The sequence below is a fragment of the Virgibacillus sp. W0430 genome (assembly GCF_051846935.1).
GTDB lineage: Bacteria > Bacillota > Bacilli > Bacillales > Amphibacillaceae > JBPYCR01.
Map to the genome: position 1 here is coordinate 74326 of NZ_JBPYCS010000004.1, position 25014 is coordinate 99339.

Annotated in this window: 24 protein-coding genes; 4 read left to right on the plus strand and 20 right to left on the minus strand. The window is 37.5% G+C overall.

The annotated features are described in order from the left end of the window. Positions 1–81: 81 nt before the first annotated feature. From spoVE to ACLIBH_RS03525, 13 genes are all read right to left on the minus strand, one after another. Complete coding sequence (spoVE, locus tag ACLIBH_RS03465) at positions 82–1194, minus strand: stage V sporulation protein E (protein ID WP_439315297.1); 1113 nt, start codon at positions 1192–1194, stop codon at positions 82–84. Between the two features lie 76 nt (positions 1195–1270). After that, positions 1271–2617, minus strand: a complete 1347-nt coding sequence (murD, locus tag ACLIBH_RS03470; RefSeq protein WP_439315298.1) for a UDP-N-acetylmuramoyl-L-alanine--D-glutamate ligase — start codon at positions 2615–2617, stop codon at positions 1271–1273. Continuing rightward, positions 2614–3582: a phospho-N-acetylmuramoyl-pentapeptide-transferase gene (gene mraY, locus ACLIBH_RS03475; protein ID WP_439315389.1), complete on the minus strand. Its 969-nt coding sequence runs from the start codon at positions 3580–3582 to the stop codon at positions 2614–2616. The genes murD and mraY overlap by 4 nt, the downstream gene beginning before the upstream one ends. Before the next feature lie 71 nt (positions 3583–3653). Further along, positions 3654–5012: a UDP-N-acetylmuramoyl-tripeptide--D-alanyl-D-alanine ligase gene (locus tag ACLIBH_RS03480; RefSeq protein ID WP_439315299.1), complete on the minus strand. Its 1359-nt coding sequence runs from the start codon at positions 5010–5012 to the stop codon at positions 3654–3656. A 3-nt stretch (positions 5013–5015) separates the two neighbouring features. After that, the gene (locus ACLIBH_RS03485) at positions 5016–6485 is read right to left on the minus strand and encodes a UDP-N-acetylmuramoyl-L-alanyl-D-glutamate--2,6-diaminopimelate ligase (protein WP_439315300.1); all 1470 of its coding nucleotides are present in this window, start codon (positions 6483–6485) and stop codon (positions 5016–5018) included. A 113-nt stretch (positions 6486–6598) separates the two neighbouring features. Further along, positions 6599–8542, minus strand: a complete 1944-nt coding sequence (locus ACLIBH_RS03490) for a stage V sporulation protein D (protein ID WP_439315301.1) — start codon at positions 8540–8542, stop codon at positions 6599–6601. A gap of 73 nt (positions 8543–8615) precedes the next feature. Continuing rightward, positions 8616–10817, minus strand: coding sequence for a penicillin-binding protein (locus tag ACLIBH_RS03495; protein ID WP_439315302.1), 2202 nt, complete (start codon positions 10815–10817; stop codon positions 8616–8618). 16 nt (positions 10818–10833) lie between these two features. Continuing rightward, on the minus strand, positions 10834–11208 hold the full coding sequence (ftsL, locus tag ACLIBH_RS03500) for a cell division protein FtsL (RefSeq protein ID WP_439315303.1): 375 nt from the start codon (positions 11206–11208) through the stop codon (positions 10834–10836). Then, the gene (gene rsmH / locus ACLIBH_RS03505) at positions 11205–12185 is read right to left on the minus strand and encodes a 16S rRNA (cytosine(1402)-N(4))-methyltransferase RsmH (protein WP_439315304.1); all 981 of its coding nucleotides are present in this window, start codon (positions 12183–12185) and stop codon (positions 11205–11207) included. The genes ftsL and rsmH overlap by 4 nt, the downstream gene beginning before the upstream one ends. 28 nt (positions 12186–12213) lie before the next feature. Next, the gene (gene mraZ / locus ACLIBH_RS03510) at positions 12214–12645 is read right to left on the minus strand and encodes a division/cell wall cluster transcriptional repressor MraZ (RefSeq protein WP_439315305.1); all 432 of its coding nucleotides are present in this window, start codon (positions 12643–12645) and stop codon (positions 12214–12216) included. A 388-nt stretch (positions 12646–13033) separates the two neighbouring features. After that, entirely contained in the window at positions 13034–14656 is a 1623-nt protein-coding gene (gene bshC / locus ACLIBH_RS03515; protein WP_439315306.1) for a bacillithiol biosynthesis cysteine-adding enzyme BshC, read from the minus strand. Between the two features lie 150 nt (positions 14657–14806). Continuing rightward, positions 14807–15175 carry a DUF3397 family protein gene (locus tag ACLIBH_RS03520; protein WP_439315307.1) on the minus strand — a complete coding sequence of 123 codons (369 nt, stop codon included), beginning with the start codon at positions 15173–15175 and terminating at the stop codon, positions 14807–14809. Further along, positions 15168–16046 carry a 2-dehydropantoate 2-reductase gene (locus ACLIBH_RS03525; protein ID WP_439315308.1) on the minus strand — a complete coding sequence of 293 codons (879 nt, stop codon included), beginning with the start codon at positions 16044–16046 and terminating at the stop codon, positions 15168–15170. The genes ACLIBH_RS03520 and ACLIBH_RS03525 overlap by 8 nt, the downstream gene beginning before the upstream one ends. A 238-nt stretch (positions 16047–16284) precedes the next feature. On the opposite strand from ACLIBH_RS03525, the gene ACLIBH_RS03530 reads away from it, so the two are divergent. Continuing rightward, on the plus strand, positions 16285–16758 hold the full coding sequence (locus ACLIBH_RS03530; protein ID WP_439315309.1) for an N-acetyltransferase: 474 nt from the start codon (positions 16285–16287) through the stop codon (positions 16756–16758). Between the two features lie 69 nt (positions 16759–16827). Here the strand turns inward: ACLIBH_RS03530 and ACLIBH_RS03535 are convergent, their stop codons facing one another. The 4 genes from ACLIBH_RS03535 to ACLIBH_RS03550 all read right to left on the minus strand — a co-directional run bounded on the left by ACLIBH_RS03535 (position 16828) and on the right by ACLIBH_RS03550 (position 19288). Next, positions 16828–17325 carry an RsfA family transcriptional regulator gene (locus ACLIBH_RS03535; protein ID WP_439315310.1) on the minus strand — a complete coding sequence of 166 codons (498 nt, stop codon included), beginning with the start codon at positions 17323–17325 and terminating at the stop codon, positions 16828–16830. Between the two features lie 80 nt (positions 17326–17405). Then, positions 17406–18338 (minus strand): enoyl-CoA hydratase/isomerase family protein, encoded by a 933-nt coding sequence (locus tag ACLIBH_RS03540; protein WP_439315311.1) that lies wholly within the window; start codon positions 18336–18338, stop codon positions 17406–17408. Positions 18339–18522: 184 nt separating this feature from the next. Then, positions 18523–18696: a 50S ribosomal protein L32 gene (gene rpmF, locus ACLIBH_RS03545; RefSeq protein ID WP_439315312.1), complete on the minus strand. Its 174-nt coding sequence runs from the start codon at positions 18694–18696 to the stop codon at positions 18523–18525. A 37-nt stretch (positions 18697–18733) separates the two neighbouring features. Further along, positions 18734–19288 (minus strand): YceD family protein, encoded by a 555-nt coding sequence (locus ACLIBH_RS03550; protein ID WP_439315313.1) that lies wholly within the window; start codon positions 19286–19288, stop codon positions 18734–18736. Positions 19289–19493: 205 nt separating this feature from the next. Here ACLIBH_RS03550 and ACLIBH_RS03555 point away from each other — a divergent pair, with 205 nt between their 5' ends. Together ACLIBH_RS03555 and ACLIBH_RS03560 are read left to right on the plus strand one after the other, a co-directional pair. Further along, on the plus strand, positions 19494–20705 hold the full coding sequence (locus ACLIBH_RS03555) for a nucleotidyltransferase (protein ID WP_439315314.1): 1212 nt from the start codon (positions 19494–19496) through the stop codon (positions 20703–20705). Between the two features lie 19 nt (positions 20706–20724). After that, positions 20725–21159, plus strand: a complete 435-nt coding sequence (locus ACLIBH_RS03560) for a hypothetical protein (RefSeq protein WP_439315315.1) — start codon at positions 20725–20727, stop codon at positions 21157–21159. A gap of 133 nt (positions 21160–21292) precedes the next feature. Here ACLIBH_RS03560 and ACLIBH_RS03565 read toward each other — a convergent pair whose 3' ends face one another. Beyond that, positions 21293–22306 (minus strand): SepM family pheromone-processing serine protease, encoded by a 1014-nt coding sequence (locus ACLIBH_RS03565; protein ID WP_439315316.1) that lies wholly within the window; start codon positions 22304–22306, stop codon positions 21293–21295. 226 nt (positions 22307–22532) lie between these two features. Between ACLIBH_RS03565 and ylbJ the strand changes: the two genes are divergently transcribed. Next, positions 22533–23759: a sporulation integral membrane protein YlbJ gene (gene ylbJ / locus ACLIBH_RS03570; RefSeq protein WP_439315317.1), complete on the plus strand. Its 1227-nt coding sequence runs from the start codon at positions 22533–22535 to the stop codon at positions 23757–23759. 31 nt (positions 23760–23790) lie between these two features. Here the strand turns inward: ylbJ and coaD are convergent, their stop codons facing one another. Both coaD and rsmD read right to left on the minus strand, forming a co-directional pair. Continuing rightward, positions 23791–24270: a pantetheine-phosphate adenylyltransferase gene (gene coaD, locus ACLIBH_RS03575; protein WP_439315318.1), complete on the minus strand. Its 480-nt coding sequence runs from the start codon at positions 24268–24270 to the stop codon at positions 23791–23793. Between the two features lie 12 nt (positions 24271–24282). Beyond that, positions 24283–24837: a 16S rRNA (guanine(966)-N(2))-methyltransferase RsmD gene (gene rsmD, locus ACLIBH_RS03580; protein WP_439315319.1), complete on the minus strand. Its 555-nt coding sequence runs from the start codon at positions 24835–24837 to the stop codon at positions 24283–24285. Positions 24838–25014: the final 177 nt, after the last annotated feature.

Below are 25014 nucleotides of genomic sequence, written 5' to 3' on the forward strand. Positions count from 1 at the left end.
TTATTCACGAAAACAGATAGTGCACAGGCTATTTTATCCGTATTAAATTTTACCAACCTCATTTTTTTGTTGAATCTAGGTCTAAAGTCTTGTGTATTTACTTATATTTAATAAAATACCTACGGAGGCCAAGGTTAGCGTTAAGCTCGATCCGCCATAACTTAAAAATGGTAGTGTTATACCAGTAACAGGAATAAGACCAATGACGACACTAACATTAATCATCATTTGAATCGCTAGCATAGACACGATCCCTAAAGCTAAAAAACGTCCAAATGCGTCCGGTGCTTCGAGTGCAATTTTTATTCCGCGCCAAAATAAAAATATAAATAAAAGAATTACAAATGATCCACCGATAAATCCGGTTTCCTCTGCAACAATTGCAAATATAAAATCCGTCTGCGGTTCAGGCAAATAGAAGTATTTCTGTAATCCCTTCCCTAAGCCGACACCCATTAAACCACCTGGTCCAATCGCATAAAGTGATTGAATAATTTGAAAACCATCACCTAACGGATCCTCCCATGGATTTAGAAAAGCAGTAATTCGGCTAATTCGATAGGGTGCGGATACTATAAGAAATACAAATCCCAACAACCCTAATATACCTAAGCTAATAAAGTGAGAAATTTTTGCACCTGCAACAAATATAAGCATCATACAAGTTAAAACAAGAACGACCCCTGTTCCTAAATCAGGCTGTAGCATAATTAATCCAAAAGCTGTAAAAACGAGTAAAATTGCAGGTAGAAAGCCTTTTTTCAATGACGTAATATATTTTTGATAGCTCGCTAAATATGCCGATAAATAAATAATCAAGCCTAGCTTCATAAACTCGGACGGTTGGATACTAAAAGCACCTACACCGATCCAGCTTTGTGCTCCCCCGCGCACAATTCCAATGCCAGGAATTAAAACGGCAAGAAGTAACAGAAAACAAATAAACAATAGCGTTGGCGCATACTTTTTCCACGTACCGTAAGGAATGAATATCATTAAGATCATTGCACCTACACCGACGATAGAAAATAAAAGTTGCCTTTTTAAAAAGAACATCGTATCGGCATACTTGTAATCCGCCCATATAAACGAGGAGCTATATACCATGACAATACCTATTACGAGCAAAATAATAATTACACTGAATAAAGTATAATCTGGCGCATCCTGATAATGAAACCATTTTTTAAACAAAATAAACACCCCTTTAAAAAGTATTAAAAGGGGGTGTTTTTAACCTCATATAAAAAGATAGTAAGGAAACAAGCCCCTATGCTAGTTTATGCACAGCTTGAATAAACATGTCTCCTCTTTCTTCAAATGTTCGATATTGATCCCAGCTGGCACATGCTGGGGACAAGAGTACAACATCGCCTTTCGACGAAACATTATAAGCTAATTTAACAGCCTCATCCATAGTATCTACTATCGTTGACTCTATTTTTAATTCGTTCGCGATGCTTTGTATTTTTTTAGCTGTTTCACCAAACAGCACCATTTTCTTCACATGGGTTAAGTCTTTCTTTAATGCTTGAAAGCCATTTCCGCGATCCAGTCCTCCAGCCAGGAGTATTACTGGCTGGCTAAAGGCTCGTAACGCTTTTTGAGTTGCTAGGACATTTGTCGCTTTTGAATCATTGTAAAATGATCGGCCTTGTATGTTAGCAACAAATTGCAAACGATGTCTAACCCCTGTAAATGTTTTTAAAACATATTTAATTGCTTCGTCTGTAGCTCCGCACGATTTAGCAATACTTATCGCAGCCAAAATATTAGCTAGATTGTGCTCACCTACTAACGCAATATCGTCTACGTCTACAATACGTTCCCCTTGAAAATAAATAGCTTGCTCATGTAAGCATGCGCCATCTGAAAACCACTTTCTTACAGAAAATGGTACGAGTCTAGCGCGTGCGTCTTTTACCATTCGTAGTATTGTTGAGTCGTCTGCATTATAAACAAGCATGTCTTCTGCCGTTTGGTTTTTAAAAATGTTCGATTTAGCTTGAACATAATTGTCCACTGTTTTATGGTAATCCAAATGTGCTTCATAAATATTTAAAAGCGCACTTATCTTTGGTCGAAACGACTGAACTCCAAGCAATTGAAAGGAGGAAAGCTCAAGTAATAATCGTTCCTCACTATCTGCATTGTTTGCTACTTCTACAGCCGCTGTACCGATGTTCCCCGCAATCTTTACTGAGAGATTACTTTGTATGAGCATTTCGCCTGTTAACGATGTCGTTGTCGTTTTCCCATTTGAGCCAGTAATACCTATAATCGGTCCTTTTGCAAGCTGTCCAGCTAATTCTATTTCTGTAATAATTGGAACTTGTCTATTTTTAGCCTCTTGAATTAAGGGATGTTCGTAAGGAATTCCTGGATTTTTTACAATTGTAGTGACATCTTCCAAGACGGAGACTGGATGGGAACCAGTAATTACCTCTGCACCTAACGCTTGCAATTCGTTTATCGATTGTTCGTTTCCTGCTGTTTTACCGTCATTGACTCGTACCGCTATACCATGCTCTAATAACACCTTTGCTGCGGCCGTTCCGCTTTTTGCCAAACCTAACACGAGTACATGCTCATAAGGAAGTATTGTTTGATTCTTCAACTTAGGCCCACCTCAATATAAACTCCAAGTACCGCAAATATAAGTCCAATCAGCCAAAACGTAGTAACCACTCGCCATTCTGACCAGCCCAATAACTCATAATGGTGATGCAACGGACTCATTTTGAACACTCGTTTCCCTGTTGTTTTAAATGATATAACTTGAATTATAACAGAAAGTGTCTCGAGTACGAATACACCACCGATAATTACTAGAATAAATTCCATTTTGGTTAAAATAGCTACAGCTGCAATAGCAGCTCCTAAGGCTAATGATCCTGTATCACCCATAAATACTTTTGCTGGATGTGCATTAAAAACTAAAAAGCCAAGTAATGCACCTACGATTGCTAAAGAAAATATTGTAGATACTTCGTTATCGACAAAAGCGTGTGAAGCAAGCAATGCAAATGCACCAAATGCAATCGTAGCCGTTCCTGCGAGCAAACCATCCAAGCCATCCGTTAGATTGACAGCATTTGAAGCGCCGACAAGCATAAAAATTATTAATAACGCATAACCCCAGCCAAGCTCTAATTGGATAGCCGTTCCTGGTATTTCAACATATGTGGGAAAGCCGTTAGATCGTAAAGTAAAGTAAAAAATTAATGCAATAACAACTTGACCAATCATTTTTTGTTTCGAGGTTAATCCCAAATTACGCTTTTTTATAATTTTAATAAAATCATCTAAAAATCCAAGTAGTCCATACGAAATAATAACGAATAATAAAAGCCAGAACTTATAACTTATTGGATAGACAGCAAATTTGTTAACAATAATAACTGTTGTAAGGACGACACTAAAAACAATCATTAAGCCACCCATCGTAGGTGTACCCGTTTTTTTCAAATGGGATTGCGGACCCTCTTCCCGAATACTTTGTCCAAATTTTAAACGCCTTAAAAAAGGGATGAAAATTGGGGATAGAAGGACGGTAATTAAAAATGCGATCGCAATTGTCATTGTTAATACATATATATTCACGAAATTTTCCTCCTCTAAAAGCAACCGTCCTATTCAGCGATTCGTATTGCTTATAATACTTTATTTATAATTTTTTCGAATTGCATTCCTCTTGACGCTTTAAACAAAACGATTGTATCTGTAGTCAATAAAGGCTCTAATGCGTTTATTAGTTTATTTATCGAGTGAAAGTGAGCGCATGTACTTATCGTATTTTCTTGTTCAACGGCTTTCGTAATCGTCTCTGATTCTTTTCCGTACGTAAACAATGCTGTGATTTGATTGTCAATATGAGGTGCAATCGATTGATGCAACGTTTCTGAGAAGTCACCTAACTCGTATATATCTCCCAACACAAGTATTTTATGTTTGAAACGACTCATTTGCTTTATCACTTCAATCGAAGCAATCATTGAAGTTGGAGAAGCATTGTACGCATCATTAATAATTGTTGACCCATTTCTTCCCTTTAATTGCTCAAACCGCATGTTCGTAATTTTCAGTGCCGAGATCGCTTGCTTTACTTTATTCATATGAATTGATAGCTTTTTAGCTACAGCGATTGCGTAGGCGCAATTTTTCGCATGGTGCTGCCCTAAAAGAGGGGTGGTGAATTTATTTTCACGGGTAATTTGAAAGGTTGTACCTTCTAGGTCAACCACTACATCCTCTATTCTAATATCGTTTGCAGAAGTAAAACCACAGCGTATCTGCTCTTTCATAGTACGTATTTCAGATAATAATGGTTCATCCCCATCTATAATTAAACACCCGTTTTTCTTTAGTCCGCTTGTAATTTCAAGTTTTGCTTTAGCTATTCCTTCACGAGATCCAAGATGTTCAATATGTGACTCTCCAATATTCGTTATTACAGCAATATCGGGCTTTGCAATTTTTGATAATAGCTCGATTTCTCCGAAATGATTCATACCCATTTCTAAAATTAACACTTCCGTTGACCGCGGCATTGCTAAAATGGTGAGTGGTAACCCGATATGATTATTTAAATTCCCCTCGGTTGCATGGGTTTTATACGTAGTTTTAACGACGGTGGAAACAATATCCTTCGTTGTTGTTTTTCCATTTGATCCAGTAATCCCAATTACAGTTGGCTCAATTTCACTACGATACGCTGTTGCCAAGAGTTGCAAAGCCTCTAACGTATTGGAAGTGAAAAATATCGGGAAATCCTCCGGCAAAAAATCCGGCAATTGGTTATCTTCATCCCAAAGCGCTGCGATAGAACCCTTTTCAATTGCTTGCTTTATATAGTGATGACCGTCAAACGATTCACCTGTTAACGGGATAAACAGCGCATTCGTTGAATGGTTCCTACTATCTGTCGTAACTTGTTCGATAGAAATGCTTTGTTCTACGTTGCCACGATGTACTGGGAATTGCTCAGCTAGCCATTTTAATTCGAATAACATAGTTTATATCTCCTTGGATCGAAGCGCTTTGCCTGCAATCAATCGATCATCAAAGTCATGTTTAATGCCATTTACTTCTTGGTACGTCTCATGCCCTTTCCCAGCAATTAAAACAATATCGTCCTTATTAGCTAAGTCTATCGCATGATAAATAGCTTCTTTACGATCTTTTACAATTTCAAAATGATCCTCTTTCAACGCATTTGTCATATCGGCCAATATCGCTTCCGGATCTTCTGTTCTTGGATTATCCGATGTAAAAATCGCCCAATCGGCATACTTTAATGCTGCATTTGCCATTAATGGTCTTTTAGTTCGGTCGCGATCTCCACCACATCCTACGACAACGTATACCTTTCGTTTCGAAAATTGTTTGATTGTTTGTAATACATTTTCTAAAGAGTCCTGTGTATGAGCATAGTCTACGATGACCGCAAAATCTTGCCCTTCCATCACTTGCTCGAACCGACCATTTACACCTTTCACTGCTTGCAGTGCTTCTTTTATAGTTGATAACGGAACGTTCATTGCAATGGCTGCTGCACTAGCTGCCAGCATATTGTAAACGTTAAATTTCCCAATCAAGTTACTGTTAATTTTCACTTTGCCAACTGGTGTTTCAAGTTCAAATGAGGTTTGCTTTATATCTAAGACTATGTTTGACGCACGCACTTGTGCACCTTCTGTACAACCGTAAGTGAGAACGGCTTGAGATGTACTTTTTTGAATTAATCCATGATGTGGATCATCATAGTTAATAATTGCAAACTTTCTTTGCTTTTCATCGTAGTGACTTCCTAGTTGAGCAAACAGTAAGCTTTTAGCGCGCAAGTAATCATCCATATCTTTATGATAATCAAGATGATCTTGTGACAGATTTGTAAAAATGGCTATATCAAAATTACATCCGTACACTCTACCTAAATCAAGTGCATGCGAAGAAACTTCCATCATAACGGCGTCGACATTTTCATTCGCCATTTGATGAAACATTTTTTGTAAAAAGAGTGCATCTGGAGTAGTGTTTTTCACAGGATAAGCCTGTTTACCAATTTTCATTTGAATTGTGCCAATCAAGCCTGTTTTCATGCGGTGGTAATTACATATTGATTCTAGTAAGTACGTAACGGTCGTTTTCCCATTTGTTCCTGTCACCCCAATTAAGGGGAATTTCTGAGTAGGAAAATGGTAGAACTTCGTAGCAACCATAGCTAATGCTCTTGAAGTATCCGCAACAACAATCGTTGGTACGGATACGTTTAACTCTTTTTCCGCAAGAATAGCTACGGCTCCATTCTCTATCGCAGCCAAAGCAAAGTCATGCCCATCTACAGTAAATCCTCGTATACAAATAAATAAGTCACCTTGCTCTATGTTGCGATGATCGGTTTCAATTTTGTTAATTTCTAAATGACCTATTTCATTATTAATTTTATAATAGGGTAGAATAGAAAGAATTTCTTGTAGTTTCATGGAAACGATCCTCTCTAACGATTTTCGAATAAGCATTGCAATACTCAGTTGTGTTTATATTCACCACAGAACTATAATTATGTCGTTTAATTCCTTATCCAGTATATCAAATTTTATTCAGAATCACGATCGTTTTTATCCGATACGTAAATTCTGATTTTTGCACCTTGTTCCACTTTTGTTCCTGCTTGTGGCGCTTGATCGATAATATAACTTCCTTCTCCATACGTTTCAATTGATAAATTAGTCATATATTGCATTAAATTCTCCGTAGTAGTTCCTATTAAATCTGGCACTTCAACTTTTGGGCGATCCGGCCATTGATATTCCTTTTCAAGTCCTTCACTTCGCCGTTTTATCCCCATTGCACTAAGGCTATCCTCAATTATCGTACCGACAATTGGACCTGCGACAACACCACCGAATTGAACGACATCTTTCGGGTTATCAATTGCAACATATACGAGAATTTCTGGATCATCAACTGGTGCAAACCCGATAAATGAAACAATATGATTATTTTCTAAGTACTTCCCATTCTTTCCCACTTTTTGTGCTGTACCCGTTTTCCCGCCAACACGATAACCGTCTACATAAGCAGTTCTTCCAGTCCCTTTCGCTACTACGCTTTCTAATGCATGACGAACCTCTTTTGAAGTTGCTTCAGAGATTACACGCCCTTTCATTTTTGGTTCTACGTGTTCAACTATTTTTTCCGTTACAGGGTCGACCCACGCTTGTGCAATAAAAGGCTCATACAAAAAACCTCCGTTTATTGCAGCTGCCACTGCCATTACTTGTTGAATCGGTGTTACAGAAACACCTTGCCCAAAGGCAGTAGTCGCTAACTCTACCGGTCCAACATTCGCTTCTTTGAACAATATCCCGCTTCCTTCACCTTCTAAGTCAATCCCTGTTTTTTTTCCAAAGCCAAATTTATGGATGTACGTAAATAATTTTTCTTTCCCTAACTTTTGACCTAAGTTTACAAAGCCTGGGTTGCATGAGTTTTCTACAACCTCAAGATATGTTTGATGACCATGACCACCACTTTTCCAGCAACGTAATTTCGAGCTACCGACTTTAATATGTCCTTTATCGTGGTAGTCATCTTTATACAGGTCAACAACCCCTTCTTCCAGTGCAGCTGATAATGTAATAATTTTAAACGTGGATCCCGGTTCATATGTGCTCCAGATCGGCAAGTTTCGGTCAAAAATAGAAGCCTCCACATCCTGGTAATTTGCAGGATCAAAGTTCGGCCTTGAAGACATGCCAAGTATGCCACCCGTTTTTGGATTAATTGCGATCGCTATTGCTCCATCTGGATTGTATTTTAAAACGGCTGCATTCAATTCTCTTTCCATAATTGTTTGTACTTTCAGATCTATTGTCGTTTTTAAATGCAGCCCATCCTTTGGAGGCTTATAAATATCGGCAATTTCAGGAATTTTCCCCCCCTTAGCATCTGAAAAGTAAGATAAACTTCCTTCCTTGCCGCTTAATTTATCGTCGTAATAATCTTCTAGGCCCATTAGCCCTTGATTATCAATGCCAGTAAAGCCAAGTACATGAGATAAAAAGAATTCATTCGGGTAGTGTCTACGTGAATCCTTAGCCAAATAAACACCGTCCATATTTAACGATTGGATAATGGATTCCTGCTTTTCTGTTATTTTTCGTCCTTCTGGGTGGATACGTACACTTGAGGAAGTTTTAGTAACTTGTTCATATGCCTTTTCTTCCGGCATATCTAGAATTTCCGCCAGTTTCCTTGCTGTTTCCTTTGGATTGCTAACTTGTCTTGGTACGACAATTACGGATGGAGCGGACACATTTTCAACTAACACGTGACCATCCTTGTCCAATATCTGTCCCCGTTCTGCTTGAAACGCTATATCTCTGCTCCATGAATTAATTGCATCATTAGTTAACTCGCTTCCAATTACAAATTGTACATAGGCTAGACGACCAATAATAATACTAAATATTAAAATGCCAAAAAGAAAAACAGCAACTATTCGTCTTCTTGTTGTTATAGTAGATACCCGTTTCATTTTCCATCCCCTTTTCATAGGTAGGCTTGTATCCACTATATGTCAATCAAAAATCGAATAGAACACTGTTTCTTTACGCTCCGCCTGCTTCATTATTCTCGTGTTTGTCCTTTTCTTCAGAAAAAGGTGGGGCTAATTTTACGTTTAACTTCATTTGTTTATCTAAGTGCTTTCCTTCTTTAATACTTTGGCTTACAACATACCCTGTTCCTTCCATCTCAACATCTAAGTTCGTCATCCGAGCCAACTGACTCACTTGTCGATAAGACCAACCAATTACATTTGGCATCGTCGGTTGATCCGTTATAACTAGGATAGGATCAGATGGTACGACTTCGTCATCGGGATCCACACTCATCGCAGTAACGCTTTTACCATTACCAACAATTGTATAGTTCAGCCCTATTTCTTTTAGCTTTTCTACAGCTATATCTATTGTCTCACCAATTATTTGAGGAGCTTTTACAGTTTCCGCCTTATTATTTGAGCTTTCTTTATCGGGCTCTATGTTTAAATAATGAAGGCCCGTTTCCATTACGTTGTTAAAAATAAATGAAACCGGTGCTGATCCAGCTTCTGTTGGCTTAAGCTGCGGTTGTGTAACAGACACATGCATCATTAAGCGCGGGTCATCTTTAGGTGCCATCCCCAAAAACGAAAAAATATAATTATTGTGTCCCGTCAAGTAGCCTCGTGCATCTGGATTTGGTATTTCAGCTGTACCTGTCTTCCCTACAACAGAGTAATCATCTAACCGAAACGGTTTTCCAGTTCCCTTTTCAGAATTCACTACTAAATCGAGCAAGTCAATTACTTGCTTTGCTGTACTTTCAGAAATTGGTTCACCTACTACGTTAGGTGTTTTTTCCTCAATAATTTCATTTGATGCTGGATCAACAATTTTCTTTATAATGTATGGTTGTACCATTTTCCCACCATTTGCAATTGCCGTTGCAGCTTTCATTTGCTGGATTGGAGTCATTGTGCTCCCTTGGCCAAAGGCACTCGTTAATTTCTCTCTGGGGTGGTTATATAATATTTGGCCTGCGACCTCACCTGGCAAATCTATGTTTGTTTTTTTGTCCAGATCAAACGCCTTTAAATACTCCAAGAATTTTTCAGGTCCTAATTTTTCCCAAACTAACTTGGAAGCTGCTACGTTTGAAGAGCGTTGCAACCCTTCATCATAAGTAATCGAACCCCAACCACGACCACCGTTATGATCATGAACAGGTGAGATCTTTTCATGAATCTTGTATTTTCCAGACTTATACCATTCATTTCCGTTATAAACACCCGCATCTATTGCGGCAGCCCATGTAAACATTTTCACTGTTGAACCAGGCTCAAATGGAGTCGATACTACATCATTGTACCAATTTTGTACATTTGCTGGATTGTTTGGATTGTAGCTCGGGCGGTTACTCATTGCAATGATTTCTCCTGTTTTTGGATTCATTACAACGGCAGTAATTCGTTTTGGCTCATATTCTTCATCCACTTGATTCATTACATCTTCCAACAATGTTTGAATCTTTTGGTCCATTGTTAAATAAATATCTTTCCCATCTACTGGCTGTTGGATAACTTCATTTGGGTCTAAAAGTTTTTTATTATAACGATCTCGCTCATAAGAAATACGCCCTTGTTTCCCGCTTAAAATATCATCCATTACTTTTTCCATACCAGTAATACCTTTAATTTCTTCATCGCCTTCTTCTTTTCTTGCAAAGCCAATGATATGCGAGGCGAACATTCCATTTGGATAATAACGTACCGACTCTTTTGAAAACTGTATGCCAGGTAAATTTAGAGCTTCAATTTCATCTTTTAATTGTTGTGATAACGCTTTTCCGTTCTTACCAAACTCAACTTGAAACAAACCCTTCTCTTTGCCTGTTTCAATTCTCTCAACAATTTCCTGCTGCTCCATATTTAATAATGGAGCAAGAGCGGCTGCCGTCGATTGAGAGTCTTCAACATGCTTCGGTTCTTTCTGATTATCGGAATAAAGTTCATCGACTATTGCATAGATACGAAAGGTTGGTCGATCATACGCCAACGTCATTCCAATATTATCAAATATCTTTCCTCTTTCCGCATCGATTGTATACGATGCGGATCTTTTTTGTTTCGCCCATTCTTCCAATGAAACACCGTTTATTTCTCCTGTTGCTTGTATATACAAAAATCTACCTGTTAGAAGGACAAACAGGCACACAAACAAACAAATTAATACAGCTGTCATAAAATGGGTGCGTTCATTCTTTTTCATATCATTTCCACCTTGACTAGTTGTTCAAAGCGTTTGCTTGTTTCACCTGAGCATCTTGGATTTTTAACCCGTTCTCTTTGGCTGTTTTTGTTATTCTTTCCGGCCTACTCAATTCTTTTACTTGAAATAATAACCCTTCATTTTTTAGCTGCTGATTTTGCACAGAGTGTTCAAGTGACTGTAGCTCTCTATTTAACGTATCGGTAGAAGATGAATAAAATACAATATATGCTCCGGCAATTATTAAACAGAAAGCTACGATGGAATACAATGCTTTTTCACCTTTTGTAATCCAGCTCTGTTTATGTACTTTTATTGTAACCTGCTTTTTCCTTTGTGGTGTAGTAGCATGTACTCCTTGTTGCCAATCTCTAGCCTGACTTGTATTCATTTCTTTAGCCACCCTTCCTCGTATGCAAATTCATTATCCCATACGGTCGTTTTCTCTACGATTCTTAATTTTGAAGAACGAGATCTTCTATTTTCGTGAACCTCTGCTTCATTAGGTATGATCGGTTTCTTCGTTATTAACTTAAAAGGTGCCTCATAGCCCTCAGGAATGATCGGTAACCCACGAGGTATTTCTTTACGTGTACTCCACTTTTTGAATGCTTGCTTACATATCCTGTCCTCTAAAGAGTGAAACGTAATTACTGCAATTCTCCCTTTTAAATCAACAACGTTGGCCGCTTGGTGCAACGCGTCGTTGAAAGCCGCTAGTTCATCATTGACTGCAATTCGTACCGCCTGAAAAATTCGCTTCGCAGGATGCCCGCCTGTTCGACGTGCAGCTGCTGGAATTGCCTCTTTAATCACTTCAACAAGCTGTAGCGTTGTTTCTATTGGTTTTGTTTGTCGATAGCTTTCAATCTTCCGTGCAATTTGCTTTGAAAATTTTTCCTCGCCATACTTATAAAATATAGAAACGAGCCTTTCATATGGCCATTCATTTACAATATTATAAGCTGTCAATGAAGCATTTTGATTCATCCGCATGTCCAATCGTGCGTCTTGATGATAACTAAAGCCTCTCTCCCCTTTATCTAGCTGTGGAGAAGATACTCCTAGATCAAAAAGCACACCATCAACATATGTAATTCCTAACTGTTCGAGTTCTGTTTGCAAATATCTAAAATTAGCGTGAACAAAGGTCGTCCGATCAAGATAATTTTTTAGGTTTTCTTTTGCAGCTAACAATGCATGTTTATCTTGATCAAATGCAATTAAGCGACCCTTATCTCCAAGACGGGAAGCAATCTCAAGTGAGTGTCCTGCACCACCAACTGTGCAATCAACATAAATACCGTCTGGTTTAATTGCCAGTCCTTGAATTGTTTCACTCTTTAACACACTATAGTGATCAAACATACATCCACCTGCTTTTCACATTACAAAATTAAATTTCAAAATCCATCAGGTTCTCAGCTATCTCACCAAAAGACCCTTCTGATTCATTAAAGTAGTCTTCCCAAATAGTGCTAGACCAAACCTCAACCCGATTGGATACACCGATAACGACACATTCTTTTTCCAATAAAGCATAATTTCTTAATGGCTGTGGAATATTTATTCTGCCTTGCTTATCCACTTCACATTCCATAGCACCCGAAAAGAAAAACCGTGTAAATGCTCGAGCGTCTTTTTTTGTAAGGGGAAGCTTCTTTAGTTTTTCCTCTAGATCCTTCCATTCATCCATAGGGTAAATAAAAAGACACTTATCTAAGCCGCGTGTAACAACAAATTCCTCACCAAGTCCAGCTCTAAACTTCGCCGGAACAATCATTCGGCCTTTCGTATCGATATTATGTTGAAATTCCCCCATGAACATATGGTTCGCCCCACTTTAAATGGATCAATGTTTCTATAATGTTACCACATTGCCCCACATTTCACCACTCTATTTTTTAAAAAGAAATACATAAATTAGAAATTGGTCTAATATACCTATAAGAGCACCGAAATCCTTGTCATGGAGATTGATTTCCTCACATCTAAAATTGAGAGAAATGCGATTTTATCACATGTTTTCTCACTGTTTTTATAAAAAGGAAACAAAGCAGTGTTGTTGAGGAAGGTGCGTTTTTAAAAAGGTGGGGATTTGTGGTAGGTTTTGTATCGTATTTCTACTGGTACAAATTTAGGAGCTTGAACTTTTATAAAGTACCAAATAATAAAAGATAAAAGACGGAGGTATATGCAACCTCCGTCTTTTATCTTTATAAATATACGAGATAATGCTCGTTTTCTAATGAACAATCTACGTTAACTAATTCGTGTAAAAATGAAGCGCCATGTTTATTCAAAAAGGAAAGAATGTTCCATGTTCTTTCCTGTAGTCCACCATTTGGATGCAATACCATGTTTAGCTTATCGAATTGGGCGATTGTTTTTTCGTTCTTTTCTTCAACTGCTTGACACATTTTTTTCTCTAAAAAGTCTATTTCCTTATATAAATTGTGTACGTTTTTATGAGCAAGCGCCCCGATATCGGATCGAATTTCCTGCGCCGCTTTGTTAAGTGGTTTGTGTACTCGATAAATCGCTTCTTTAATATGCGCTGTCATCTGATCTATTGGAGGATCATGTTGCATGGACAGCCAGTTAATCTTTTGTTCATCTATACCTCTCGTTATTGCTTCATCTGGATGAATCGTTAGTCGCGTTAATAGTTTTTCTATAGTTGCATCTACATATGAAAAGGAGAGACGCGGAAGGACTGGCGGCATTTCAATATCAAAACAATGAAACATTTGTTTTAGAGCAGCCCAATAGCTAATTTCACCTGGCCCACCTATAAACGCTAATACCGGAAACAATAGCTCTTGCATTAAAGGACGAGTAACGACATTGTTGCTCAACAGATCCGGCTTATTTCTAGCGATTTCGATTAACTCATCTGTTGTAAATGATATTTCGTTTTGCTTGCCTACCCAGGCTCCTTGCTCATTTCGCTTAAGTAAAATCCTTTCATTCTCATCCAAGTAAAAAAGATGAGCATCGTCTAATTGAACATCGAGTGAAGTGCCATATCCTGCTTGATTTAAATGATGGTTTGTTCGATAAACGGCCTCCGCAATATCTGGTTGCTTATTTATATAATCAACAAAATAGGTACTTTCTAGCTGTCGTGCATCGGCATGGTTTGAATCAAATAAAACGAGTCCTTCTTTGTTGAAAAGCTGAAATAACAACCGGGCAAAAAAGTCTACATACGTTCCTGACTTTTCTAAGCACGTTGCAACGATCTCCTGTATTGATTTCGTATATTCAGTCTCTTGGAGTTGTTCTAGCAGATCGGTAAACCACTTATCGAAATGCTCCTTATCTAGCTGTTGTTTAGATATAGGACTTTTCTCTAATCCGGATGATTGGAATACGTACTTGTGCATACGCTTTTGATTTGGAAGCCAAATGTGATTGATCTCCTCAAAATCATGATCTTCTCCTGCAATCCAAAATACGGGTATAACTGGTATACCTAGCTTTATTTCTTCTTTTTTTGCATATTGTATAATGGAGATCACTTTATTAATTGTATACATTGGTCCGGTTAATACGCCAGCTTGTTGTCCACCAATTACAACAACACTGCTTTTATCTTTCAACCGTTCTATTTGTCTTAATGTCGTTGCTGGAGCGCCCCACGCTTTATTCATAGCTTGTAATTTTTCTGATAATTCGACTCGATTGAACGACCGATTGCTAAGCGCCTTTATTCTTTCGGGCGAAAAAGTTTGAAAAGGGGAATAATCGAAATAGGACAAAATGTCATCCTTTCCATTACGATAATCTTTCATTAATTTACTTTCATTCGTTAATTGTACCGGCTTAATCCGCATCGACGAGAACTCCCTTTATAATAATAGTATCCATACTATATATTACATAATCCAGTTCTTTTTTTCATATATTCTGTTTGTATGATTGAGTCATGGTTGTATCGGCGAGCAATCCACCAACAGAGCACCTTGAGCTTATAATAAATCCGTCTAAGCTAAAAAAGCGAGCAGAAGAATGACGACTAGGCCGCATATGTATAAGAAGAAAAACAATAAGAAAGCTAGCCTCCACATCGTTTTTAATCCTTTCCATAAGACTACTTCTGTATTTTTTTTCCACTGTATAATTATTACAATCGCAAGAATAACAAGCAATAGTATAATCGTTATACCAACAAACTGCTGCTGGAGGATATGCTTTGCTAAAATGTTAACAGCTAGTATGTAAAAAAGTGTTGTTGAATTTACCGCAAAATGAAAGGCTCTCCAATCAAGAGAAAATACTCTTTTTCCGAGTTTGTAAAAGAGCCAGGTTGCAATAATCGGAATCGTTATAAGTAGTATACTAATCTCATTCATGACTAATTCCTTTCTTTTCTTCCAATGCTAGAATACTACGATATACAAAATTCGTATACGGCAGATCCCTCGTGCTTTTCTTTCGTATATAGGACGAAATTGCTTCTATTTCGGTTTTTCTGCCTTGATTAATATCCTCTAGCATGGACGATGTGTTTGCACCAGTTTTATAAGCGATCGTTTTAATCCGCTCCCATTGCTCTAATGGATTCAAGTGTAATACGGAACATGCTTCGTTACAAAGCTTTTTTGCTAAAAACTGAATGGCATTATTTTCGATCACACCTATGTTTTTCACCTGAAACAAAGCCGTTAAAGGATTAATTACAGCATTAATAACTAACTTGTTTACAAGCAGCTCATTCCAATTCGGAGAAAGCTTAACCGGAAAATCCAGTTGATTTAAGTGCTGAACGAGCAGGTGTAGTTGTTTTCTGTCGCCTGTATGCATTGCTATTTGAATACTTCCGAAACCAGAATGTATGACTGTTGTGTCCTCTTTTCGAAATGCCCCATGCTCAACAACTCCTACATAAATAGGTTGAGCAAACTGCTTGAAGTATTCTACATGCCCCATTCCATTTTGTAGAAATAATAACGGACTGTTATTATGTGACTCACGTATATACTGATGTACTTGACGTATATGTGGTTGCTTCACACTAACAATCAATAAATCTTCACGCTCCAAATCTTTACATAACTTCGCTTGAACAAGTGTTGTTTGTTGACCCACAACATTTACGCCATTCTTATTTAATAAGTCGGCCTGCTCCTTTCTTCTAACATAAAAGGTAATATCATGATCCCTACCTAGATATCCACCAATTAATAATCCTACCGACCCTCCACCAATTATACCTATTTTCATTGATGCTCCCCCTACTGGATATGAATTGTAATGTATCTTAATTACAGAAAAGCAATATATTGTGGCTACTCATTTCATTCTATTTTATTTTATACTATAATAGAAGAAAGAGAAAAAGTAGACTTATTTCTACTCAAACATTCATTTACACTTAAGGAAGTATCCGTGCATACAAATTGCACCGATCGTATGTTATTTAAAGTAGTATAAATATCTACGGATGAAGGGGAGTTTAGCCTTGCAAGATGTAAAAGTGGAAAAGTTATTAATAAATTATAAAACATTGGAAGAGTTTAAACGGTTTAAAGAGTACGGAAATCAAGAGTTATCGATGCTAGAGGATTTACAAAACAATATGGTTGAAAACGATAGTGAATCTCCATTTTACGGCATTTACTACGGAGATACACTCACTGCGAGAATGAGCTTGTACAAAGTAGATAAAAAATACGATGCATACTTTGATCCAGCTCAAGATTATCTTGTATTATGGAAGCTGGAAGTTTTACCTGCGTATCGAAACAAAGGATTCGGTAAAACTCTAGTCGATTATGCTAAAAGTTACCAACTACCGATTAAAACAAATCCACTAATTAATTCTCATGATTTTTGGGAAAAAATGGGGTTCCAAAAAGCTTCCTACGATATGGAAAGAGACTTTGGAGAAAACCCGCTTATTTGGCTTCCTGAAGGAGTCCATGAAAGCAATTAACACACAAAAGCGCAGACATTCTGCGCTTTTTTACATATTAGAATAATGTATATGAAAGAGTACTAATACTTACTCTTCATTTTTCATTTGGACCCATTCCCACAGATTTGTCATTTCTTTCCATGCTTCGTGATAACGAGCTACCTGTCTTGTCAAACGCTCATTTTCCTGTTGTAGAGTTTGAACAATATCCGCTTCGTTATTTGTCCGCTGCGTACGTTCCGCTATGAAATTATCTTTCATCTTTTCTAATAACATAATAGCAGAATCGATTGTAGTGCTTTCTTCTTGCACCCCATGTATAGCGTGTACAGGACGACTACTAATTTTTTCTGGCTGTCCTCCATTTTTCCTTTCCTCTTTAGCAATTAAAATCGCATCTTCATACTGCTTGCGAATCGTAGCATTCCATCTAAACCCGCATGCAGCTGGTGTTCGAGATAAACGACTTGCTACTTCTTTAAATGCCTCAAGCTGTGTTTTCCCTTCTCGTATATAGCGCAATACAGTTTCTGCAAGGACTAAATCTTCATCTTTTGTCCACGCATCCTGTCTCGTTGAATTCATAACACCCCTCCTAATATATTTGCTATAATGTATGCAAAAACTAGGAAAGATAGAATAACAGTTTTCAAATGGTATTTTTCCTACGTATATTGATGGCCTTTTTTACGAGCAAAAAATTGGTCAACAATTTCTTGATGTTCTTTCGTGTTCCACAATTGAGCACAATTTACAACCTCTTCTGTCATTTTTTCCATTAAGTCTTTGGGTTGTATACTTTTTATATATTGTTCTTTTAACAGCTTGCATTGCATCTCTGTTTTATTTAAATAGTTGCCTAATAGCACTTCTTCATCTTCCCAATCGCTACTCGCGATAACGTTATGAAGCCAGCCATTTGCCTTTAATGTCGGAGCATCGAAAATATTTCCTTCGATAATCCATTGGTAAGCAAACGTTGGATGCACCTTCTTATAAAGAAGTGCTCCACCACCCCAAGCAGGTATAATTTTTAAATTTGTTTGAATAAACCCAAACTTTGCTGTATCTTTAGCAATGCGAAAGTCACATGCAGTAGCTAGCTCACAGCCGCCTCCCAAAGCATCGCCATTTAATAAACAAATGGTCGGTACAGGAAACGTAGCAATGTCGAATAATATATTTTTCATCTTAGTAAGCAGAGTAAACGCTTCTTTTTCTGATAAGTTCCCGTGAAAATCATTTAAATCTCCGCCTGCACTAAAGATTCGTCCACCGGTTGTACGAATGAGCAAAAATTTAATATGATCATCCTTAGCGGCTGCTAAACAGTGGGAAAGCTCTTCAATCATTCGTACTGAAATGGCATTTCTCTTTTCTGGACGGTTAAGAAATATTTGGCCATATGCTGCATCTGTACGTTCATAAACGATTTGCTTGTCCATTTCAATCTCCTTCGTATAATAGGTGTAAGCATTAATTTGCTGCAGTTCACTCATACATAGTAGAGGAATAAAACCTCTTACATATATTGGGCATTCGGAAAGTAATGGAGAATGAGGGATTTCTATCCTTTTTCGCTCGTGCAATGCAGACAAGTGGTGAGTCTCCTCGTGCTACGTCCTGTGGAATCTCACCGTTCTTTTTGCTCCCACTGGAGGCACGCAACCTCCATTCGCTCATGCCGGAGACGACTACTCATTCACCTGCTGATCTGAAAGTACATAAAAATAAAACAGATCACACGCTGTGATCTGCTGCTTTTAGCCAAATAAATTTTTGTTATTCGCCTACTACTTCTTTGCCATCATAATGTCCACAAGCCTTGCACACATGGTGTGGCTTCGTTAACTCTCCACAATTAGAACATTCGTTTAATCCTGGCACGTGTAGTTTTTTATGCGTACGGCGTTGTCTAGTAACTTTTTTAGATGTTTTTCTCTTAGGTACTGCCATGTATAACACCTCCTTCAATATCTTTAGGAAGAAATCGTCAATCGTCGTTATTTTTATCGAGTAATAGACTCAATTTCTGCAAGCGCGGATCAATTGTATCTTTATTCGTATCCTCTGTCTCTATCGTTTGCTCGGAAACAATTGCCCAGCCTTTACCCTGTATCGTTGCTTGCTCATGATCCTTCACATTATCAGAAAAAACACGATATGGAATCTCCAATAAAATATTTTCCTTTATTAATGGAATTAAGTCAAGTACTTCTCCACTAATTGGGTGTATTTCATCTTCTTCGTCCTCTTCATCATAATGATTAGATGTTGTAAATATTTCTGTTGCATGAAAGTTGAATGGAAAGGGTACATCCACTAACGTACGTGCGCATGGTAATATTACTTCTCCTGAAATATCCAAGGAGAAAATAATTTGATCCCCTTGCATAATACAACTTCCCTCTACGTGCACAGGGTCTATATTACGAATATCATTATTCAATGCTGCAATGTCCTTTATTTGAACAACTTCATTGAAAGCAAAGGGCTGCTGCACCGTTTTCTTTCTTATTTCAGCTAATGTAAATTTCAACAAAATCACCTCAAGGCAACATGAGTATTTTAAAAGGAAATGAGTAATTTGTCAACATATACTGTTTGTCATACGAGTCAGAAAAGTAACGGTAATATCGTAATAAAGCTTTCCCATGGGAGCCGAATTCTACTCATTAGCAACAAAACAGACAGTTGTTTATTCACCCTTTCTTTTGTTACAATGACTATATTATAACAGAGGAGAGGTTTTATTGAAATCGTGTGGTTTAATCGTGGAGTACAACCCTTTTCACAACGGACATTTGTATCATGTTCAAACAGCAAAAGAACAAACAAAAGCCGACTGTATAATTGCAGTAATGAGTGGTTCTTTTTTACAAAGAGGAGAGCCCGCTATCATCGATAAGTTTCATCGGGCACGTGCAGCGCTCACTTGTGGAGTAGATGTAGTTATTGAGCTCCCTTATGCATATGCCGTTCAAAGCAGTGAGTTATTTGCTAAAGGAGCTGTACAATTATTACACGAATTAAGGATAGACTGCTTATGCTTTGGGAGCGAACAAGGACACATTCATTCGTTCAAATCGGCATATCATCAGCTCAAAAGAAATTTAGCTATTTTTCATACAGAGCAAAGGAAATATTTAGACAAAGGATGGTCATTTCCCGAAGCAAGCAAAAAAGGATATGAAATAATTGGGTTAGCTGATTCTAAAATCGATCTGACACAACCAAATAATATTCTTGGTTTTAGCTATGTTAAAGAAGTGATGGAGCTAAATTTGCCAATAGAACTGCACACGATTAAACGTACTGGAAGCAACTACCACGATCACACAATTAATAACGAGATCGCTAGTGCAACTAGTATTCGTCGAAGCCTCTTTTCTACTAATAGCCTGTCTCCACAAGTACAACATACATTACCACACGATTCTCAACAGCAGCTACTAAAATATAGAGATTTAACAACAACATGGCATTCTTGGGAATTGTATTTTCCGTATTTGCAATATCGGGTGATGACAACACCCGTTGAAGAATTGGCTCAAATACATGGCATGGTTGAAGGTTTGGAGTATAGAATAAAAAAGACGGCAAGGGAAGTTTCCTCTTTTCAGGAATGGATGGAGCGCGTAAAAACGAAGCGATATACGTGGACGCGAATCCAACGTACATTTACACATTTATTAACGAATACAAAAAAAAGTGAAATTACTACGATTATGGACATCCCTTCTATCCCTTATGTAAGATTGCTAGGTATGACCAAAACAGGCCAAGCTTTCTTAAGAACGAAAAAGAAACAAATCGAAATACCAGTCCTTTCTGGGCTAAAGAAGGAAGTGCATCCGATCCTATCGTTGGAAGAACGTGCAAGTCATGCATATTACAGTATTCTCCCTTCCCAAATAAAAAATCAAATGTTTACTCAAGAGCTAAAACACCCGATAATAATTTAATTTTTTAGGAGGTTGCTTCATGTCATTTTGGACGAGAGGTAAAGGTTTTGATCAGCAAAGGTACCAAGAAGCATTAAATAAGATTACTTTAGAAAAAATAGATGCTGGAATGGAGGCATACAATTTTTCACACGACGTAAAGAATTTTTTGCTAGACGCATTTAAAGAACGGATTAGACAACAAGGCATTAATGAATTCAAAATGTACATATACAATTTGCATTTTACTGTTCCACAAGAAATTGAAGATGAGCATACTGCTGCTCAGTTATATGAATTAAATGAAGTTTGGTTCGACCAAGAAGTAAAAAAGCTCGAGAATGAATTAAAGATCCCCTTTGAAGAACAAGCAGAAGATCTTGCAGACAAGCATATAAATGTACGAAAAACACAGCTAGTTATACGTCATCGCCTTAGTTCAATTATTTTAGATATTGCCGATAATCGTTTCTAGCTTATAAGACATCGCCTAGCTAGTTACGTTCAATTGGCGTATGCGCTACTACTTACTACTCATAAGAGGTGAGTACATTCTATGCTTAAGAAGCATACGCCAGTTGAGTTTAGCTAATAGATTGAGTTAATTATTACATATTGCTTAAATAGTTGAGCGCTTCTTCAAACGTATCGATTGGAACTATTTTCATTTTTGTGTTTATCTCAGCTGCTGTTTTCTTTGCTAGCTTATAATTAGAATCTTCTCTACCTTGCTCATTTGGCGCAAAGAAAATGTCACAGCCTTCCCTATCGGCAGCAATCACTTTCTTATCGACTCCACCGATCCTTCCTACCTGCCCGTCGTAATCAATTTCTCCAGTACCAGCAATTTTCATCCCTTTCGTTAAATCCTCTTCAACTAACTGATCGTATATTTCCAATGAAAACATAAGCCCTGCGCTAGGTCCTCCGATATTCCCACTTTTGAAGTCAACCGATCTTTCAACGTTTACATTACGATCGGTCACAAGACGGATACCGACTCCTACTTTTTCTTCTAAATCATCAAAAGCTTGCAATTCGATTTCTATTTCCTTGCGTTCCTCCTTGCGATTCACTTCTAATGTAATCGTATCTTCAGGATGCTTTTCCTGTACATATTCAATTAGATCTTTTGCTTCTGAAATTTTATGACCATCAACAGCAGTTATATAATCTCCAATTTCAAGCTTTCCTTCAGCAGGCATTCCATCAATAATTCCAATAACATAAATACCGTTATAATCAATCGTTATTTTTTCTCCGGCCGTTTCATACGCAACTACAATAGAAGCCTCTTGGGAAGATTCCATCATTTGTAATTGAGCATGCATATATTCTTCATCGGTAATTCCTTCTGGACGTGCCTTTTCTGCCGGGACAAGCTCCTGATGTGGCAATATTTTCGTAAGCAAATAATAAATTGGAGTAGCTCTGTTGCTGCTAATAGTTACAAGATGCATATCTCCCTCACTCGTGTATCCACCATTAACGACTACCATATCATTTAGTGGATCGGCATGACCCGGCTTGTATATGTAGTACGGCAATTGGTACGATACGAGAAAAACTGAGACGATACCGACGAAAAAAATAGATAAAATGTGCTTTCTTGAAAGCTTCATAGGAAGACCTCCTTTTTTTGTTCGATGTTCGATCTGCCCCGATAAAAAAAGTGTATGGCATAAATACAAGATGTATGAGCGTATATTTATATAGAGCTTGACCAATACAACAATACGTTCTTTCGTCGAAACTTATATTTATTTAAATTAATAATAAAAGCTGTACATACAACTTTAAAAACAAGTACAAAACCCATATTTTTAGCACACACTAGGAGGATATCTATTGAAACAGATCATACAAACATTGTTATTTGCCAGCTTAACCGTCTTTTTAGCTCTAGCATTAATTATGTTCCCGGAACATGCGTTAAAAGCAAGTATACGTGGTCTTGATATATGGTGGGGAACTGTTTTTCCATCCTTATTGCCATTTTTTATTACTGCAGAATTGTTAATTGGCTTTGGTATCGTTTCGTTTTTAGGAGTTCTTTTTGAACCGATTATGCGTCCAATATTTAACGTACCTGGCGTAGGTAGCTTTGCTTGGATTATGGGCATGGCGAGTGGGTACCCTTCAGGTGCAAAAATGTCAGTACAGCTTCGAGAAAAGGAGCAGCTTACACGAACAGAAGCTGAACGGCTTGTTAGCTTTACAAATGCGTCTAGCCCTTTATTTATATTCGGTGCAGTTGCAGTTGGCTTTTTTAATGATGCACGGCTCGGTGTACTTATCGCGACAAGCCATTACGTCGGAAATGCCTTAGTTGGTGTTTGTATGCGATTTTATGGACGTGACGATAAATCTACCAGTCAAAAGATAAAAAAGGATCTCCCAATGATTATTCGAGCATTTAAGAAAATGCATCGTGAACGATTAAATGATTCCAGACCTTTTGGAGAAATTCTAGGTAATGCGGTCGTAAGCTCCGTAAAAACATTAGTAATGATCGGTGGTTTTATTATACTATTTTCTGTTTTCACAACATTGCTTCAGCTAGTAGGCATTACATCAATGCTCGCTTTCCTTCTTGAATATGCTTTGTCCGTCCTATTCATTCCAGTTGAACTTGCGCTTCCACTGCTTACTGGATTCTTTGAAGTAACAATGGGCGCGCAGCTAATTTCTGAAAGCACTACAAATGCATTACGAGCTCAAATGATTCTCGTTAGCTTTATTTTAGGCTTTAATGGATTTTCAATTCAAGCGCAAGTCGCTAGTATTATCGCTAAGACAGATATTCGTTTTCGTCCTTACTTCTTTGCTCGGATATTACATGGGATATTTGCAAGTTTGCTAACGATTGTATTGTTTAAGCCGTTATATATAAGCAGACAGCCAGTTATCGACACCATTGTGCCGACAACAGGCGGTTCAAATCAAACGTTTGCTAGCCTAGCAATAAAATTCCTCCAACAGACGGGCCCGATAATTACGATCGTCTTTTTAGCAATTACAATCATACTTATGTATAAAAAAAATTATAGTAACAACTCAAAGCTTTTCCCTTAAAAATGACTTTACAGCGGCAAGCACACACTATTTATTGATATTTTTTCATTAATGCTTTTTCAACAGATGGGGGAACCAATCCAGAAATATCACCTTTATACTTTGCAACTTCCTTCACAATGCTAGAGCTTAAAAACGAGTATTGATTGTTCGTCATCATAAAAAACGTTTCAATGCGTGGATCTAATTTTTTATTCATTGACGTTATTTGCATTTCATATTCAAAGTCACTAATCGCTCGCAGACCACGCAAAATTGCATGGGCTTTACGTTGACGTGCATAATCAATTAATAGGCCGTCAGAAACGTCCACAGTAACATTTGGCAAGTCTCTTGTCGCCTCTTCCAGTAAACGGATTCGTTCTTCTACGGAAAACAGAGGAGTTTTAGATTGATTATTAAATAATGCAACAATAACCTCATCGAAAATTCCGGAACCTCTTCTAATAATGTCTAAGTGCCCGTTTGTAACTGGATCAAAGCTTCCAGGACAAATTGCTAATTTTTTCATAAAAACACCTCTTTATACTCTTTCAAAAATTGTAACGCCGATTGACCCACCATATATAGCTTGTCTTTTTATAGTAAGCATGTTGTTAATTGGTGTCAGCTTATTAGAAGCAGAATGCTCACAATAAACAATACCATTTTCACTTAAGATATTTAATGCAATAACTTCCTGCAGGAGGTCATTATAACTAAATTTCTCATACGGTGGATCAATTAATATTAAGTCAAATGTAAGGTTTCTTTTTGCAATCGCCTGTAAAGCTCGGGAGGCGTCATTACGATATATTTCGACATGATTTGATATATTTAATGCATTCGTATTTTTATTTATAGTATGAATGGCTTGACGATTTTTATCAATAAATATTGCTTTGTCCATGCCTCTACTAATCGCTTCAATACCTAAAGAACCACTACCTGCAAATAAATCAAGACAGGTGCCTCCATCAAAAAAAGGTCCCATTATTTGAAAAACAGCTTCTTTTACTTTATCAGACGTTGGTCTAGTTGCTACTCCTGGAACAGCCTTTATTTGACGTCCCTTCATTCTGCCTGCTACGATACGCACTCGCTTCACCTCAAACCGGGGAATAGTTTATCTTTTTAAACAGGACTAAAATCATACTGTATATGTATATATTTTTTTCCTTTGTTCATAATAGCATAATGTAACAGCGATTTCACAATCAAACTGTTACAGTGACAGAGGAAGACTTTTTGCTTCCCCATTAATTCTTCCCTTCTG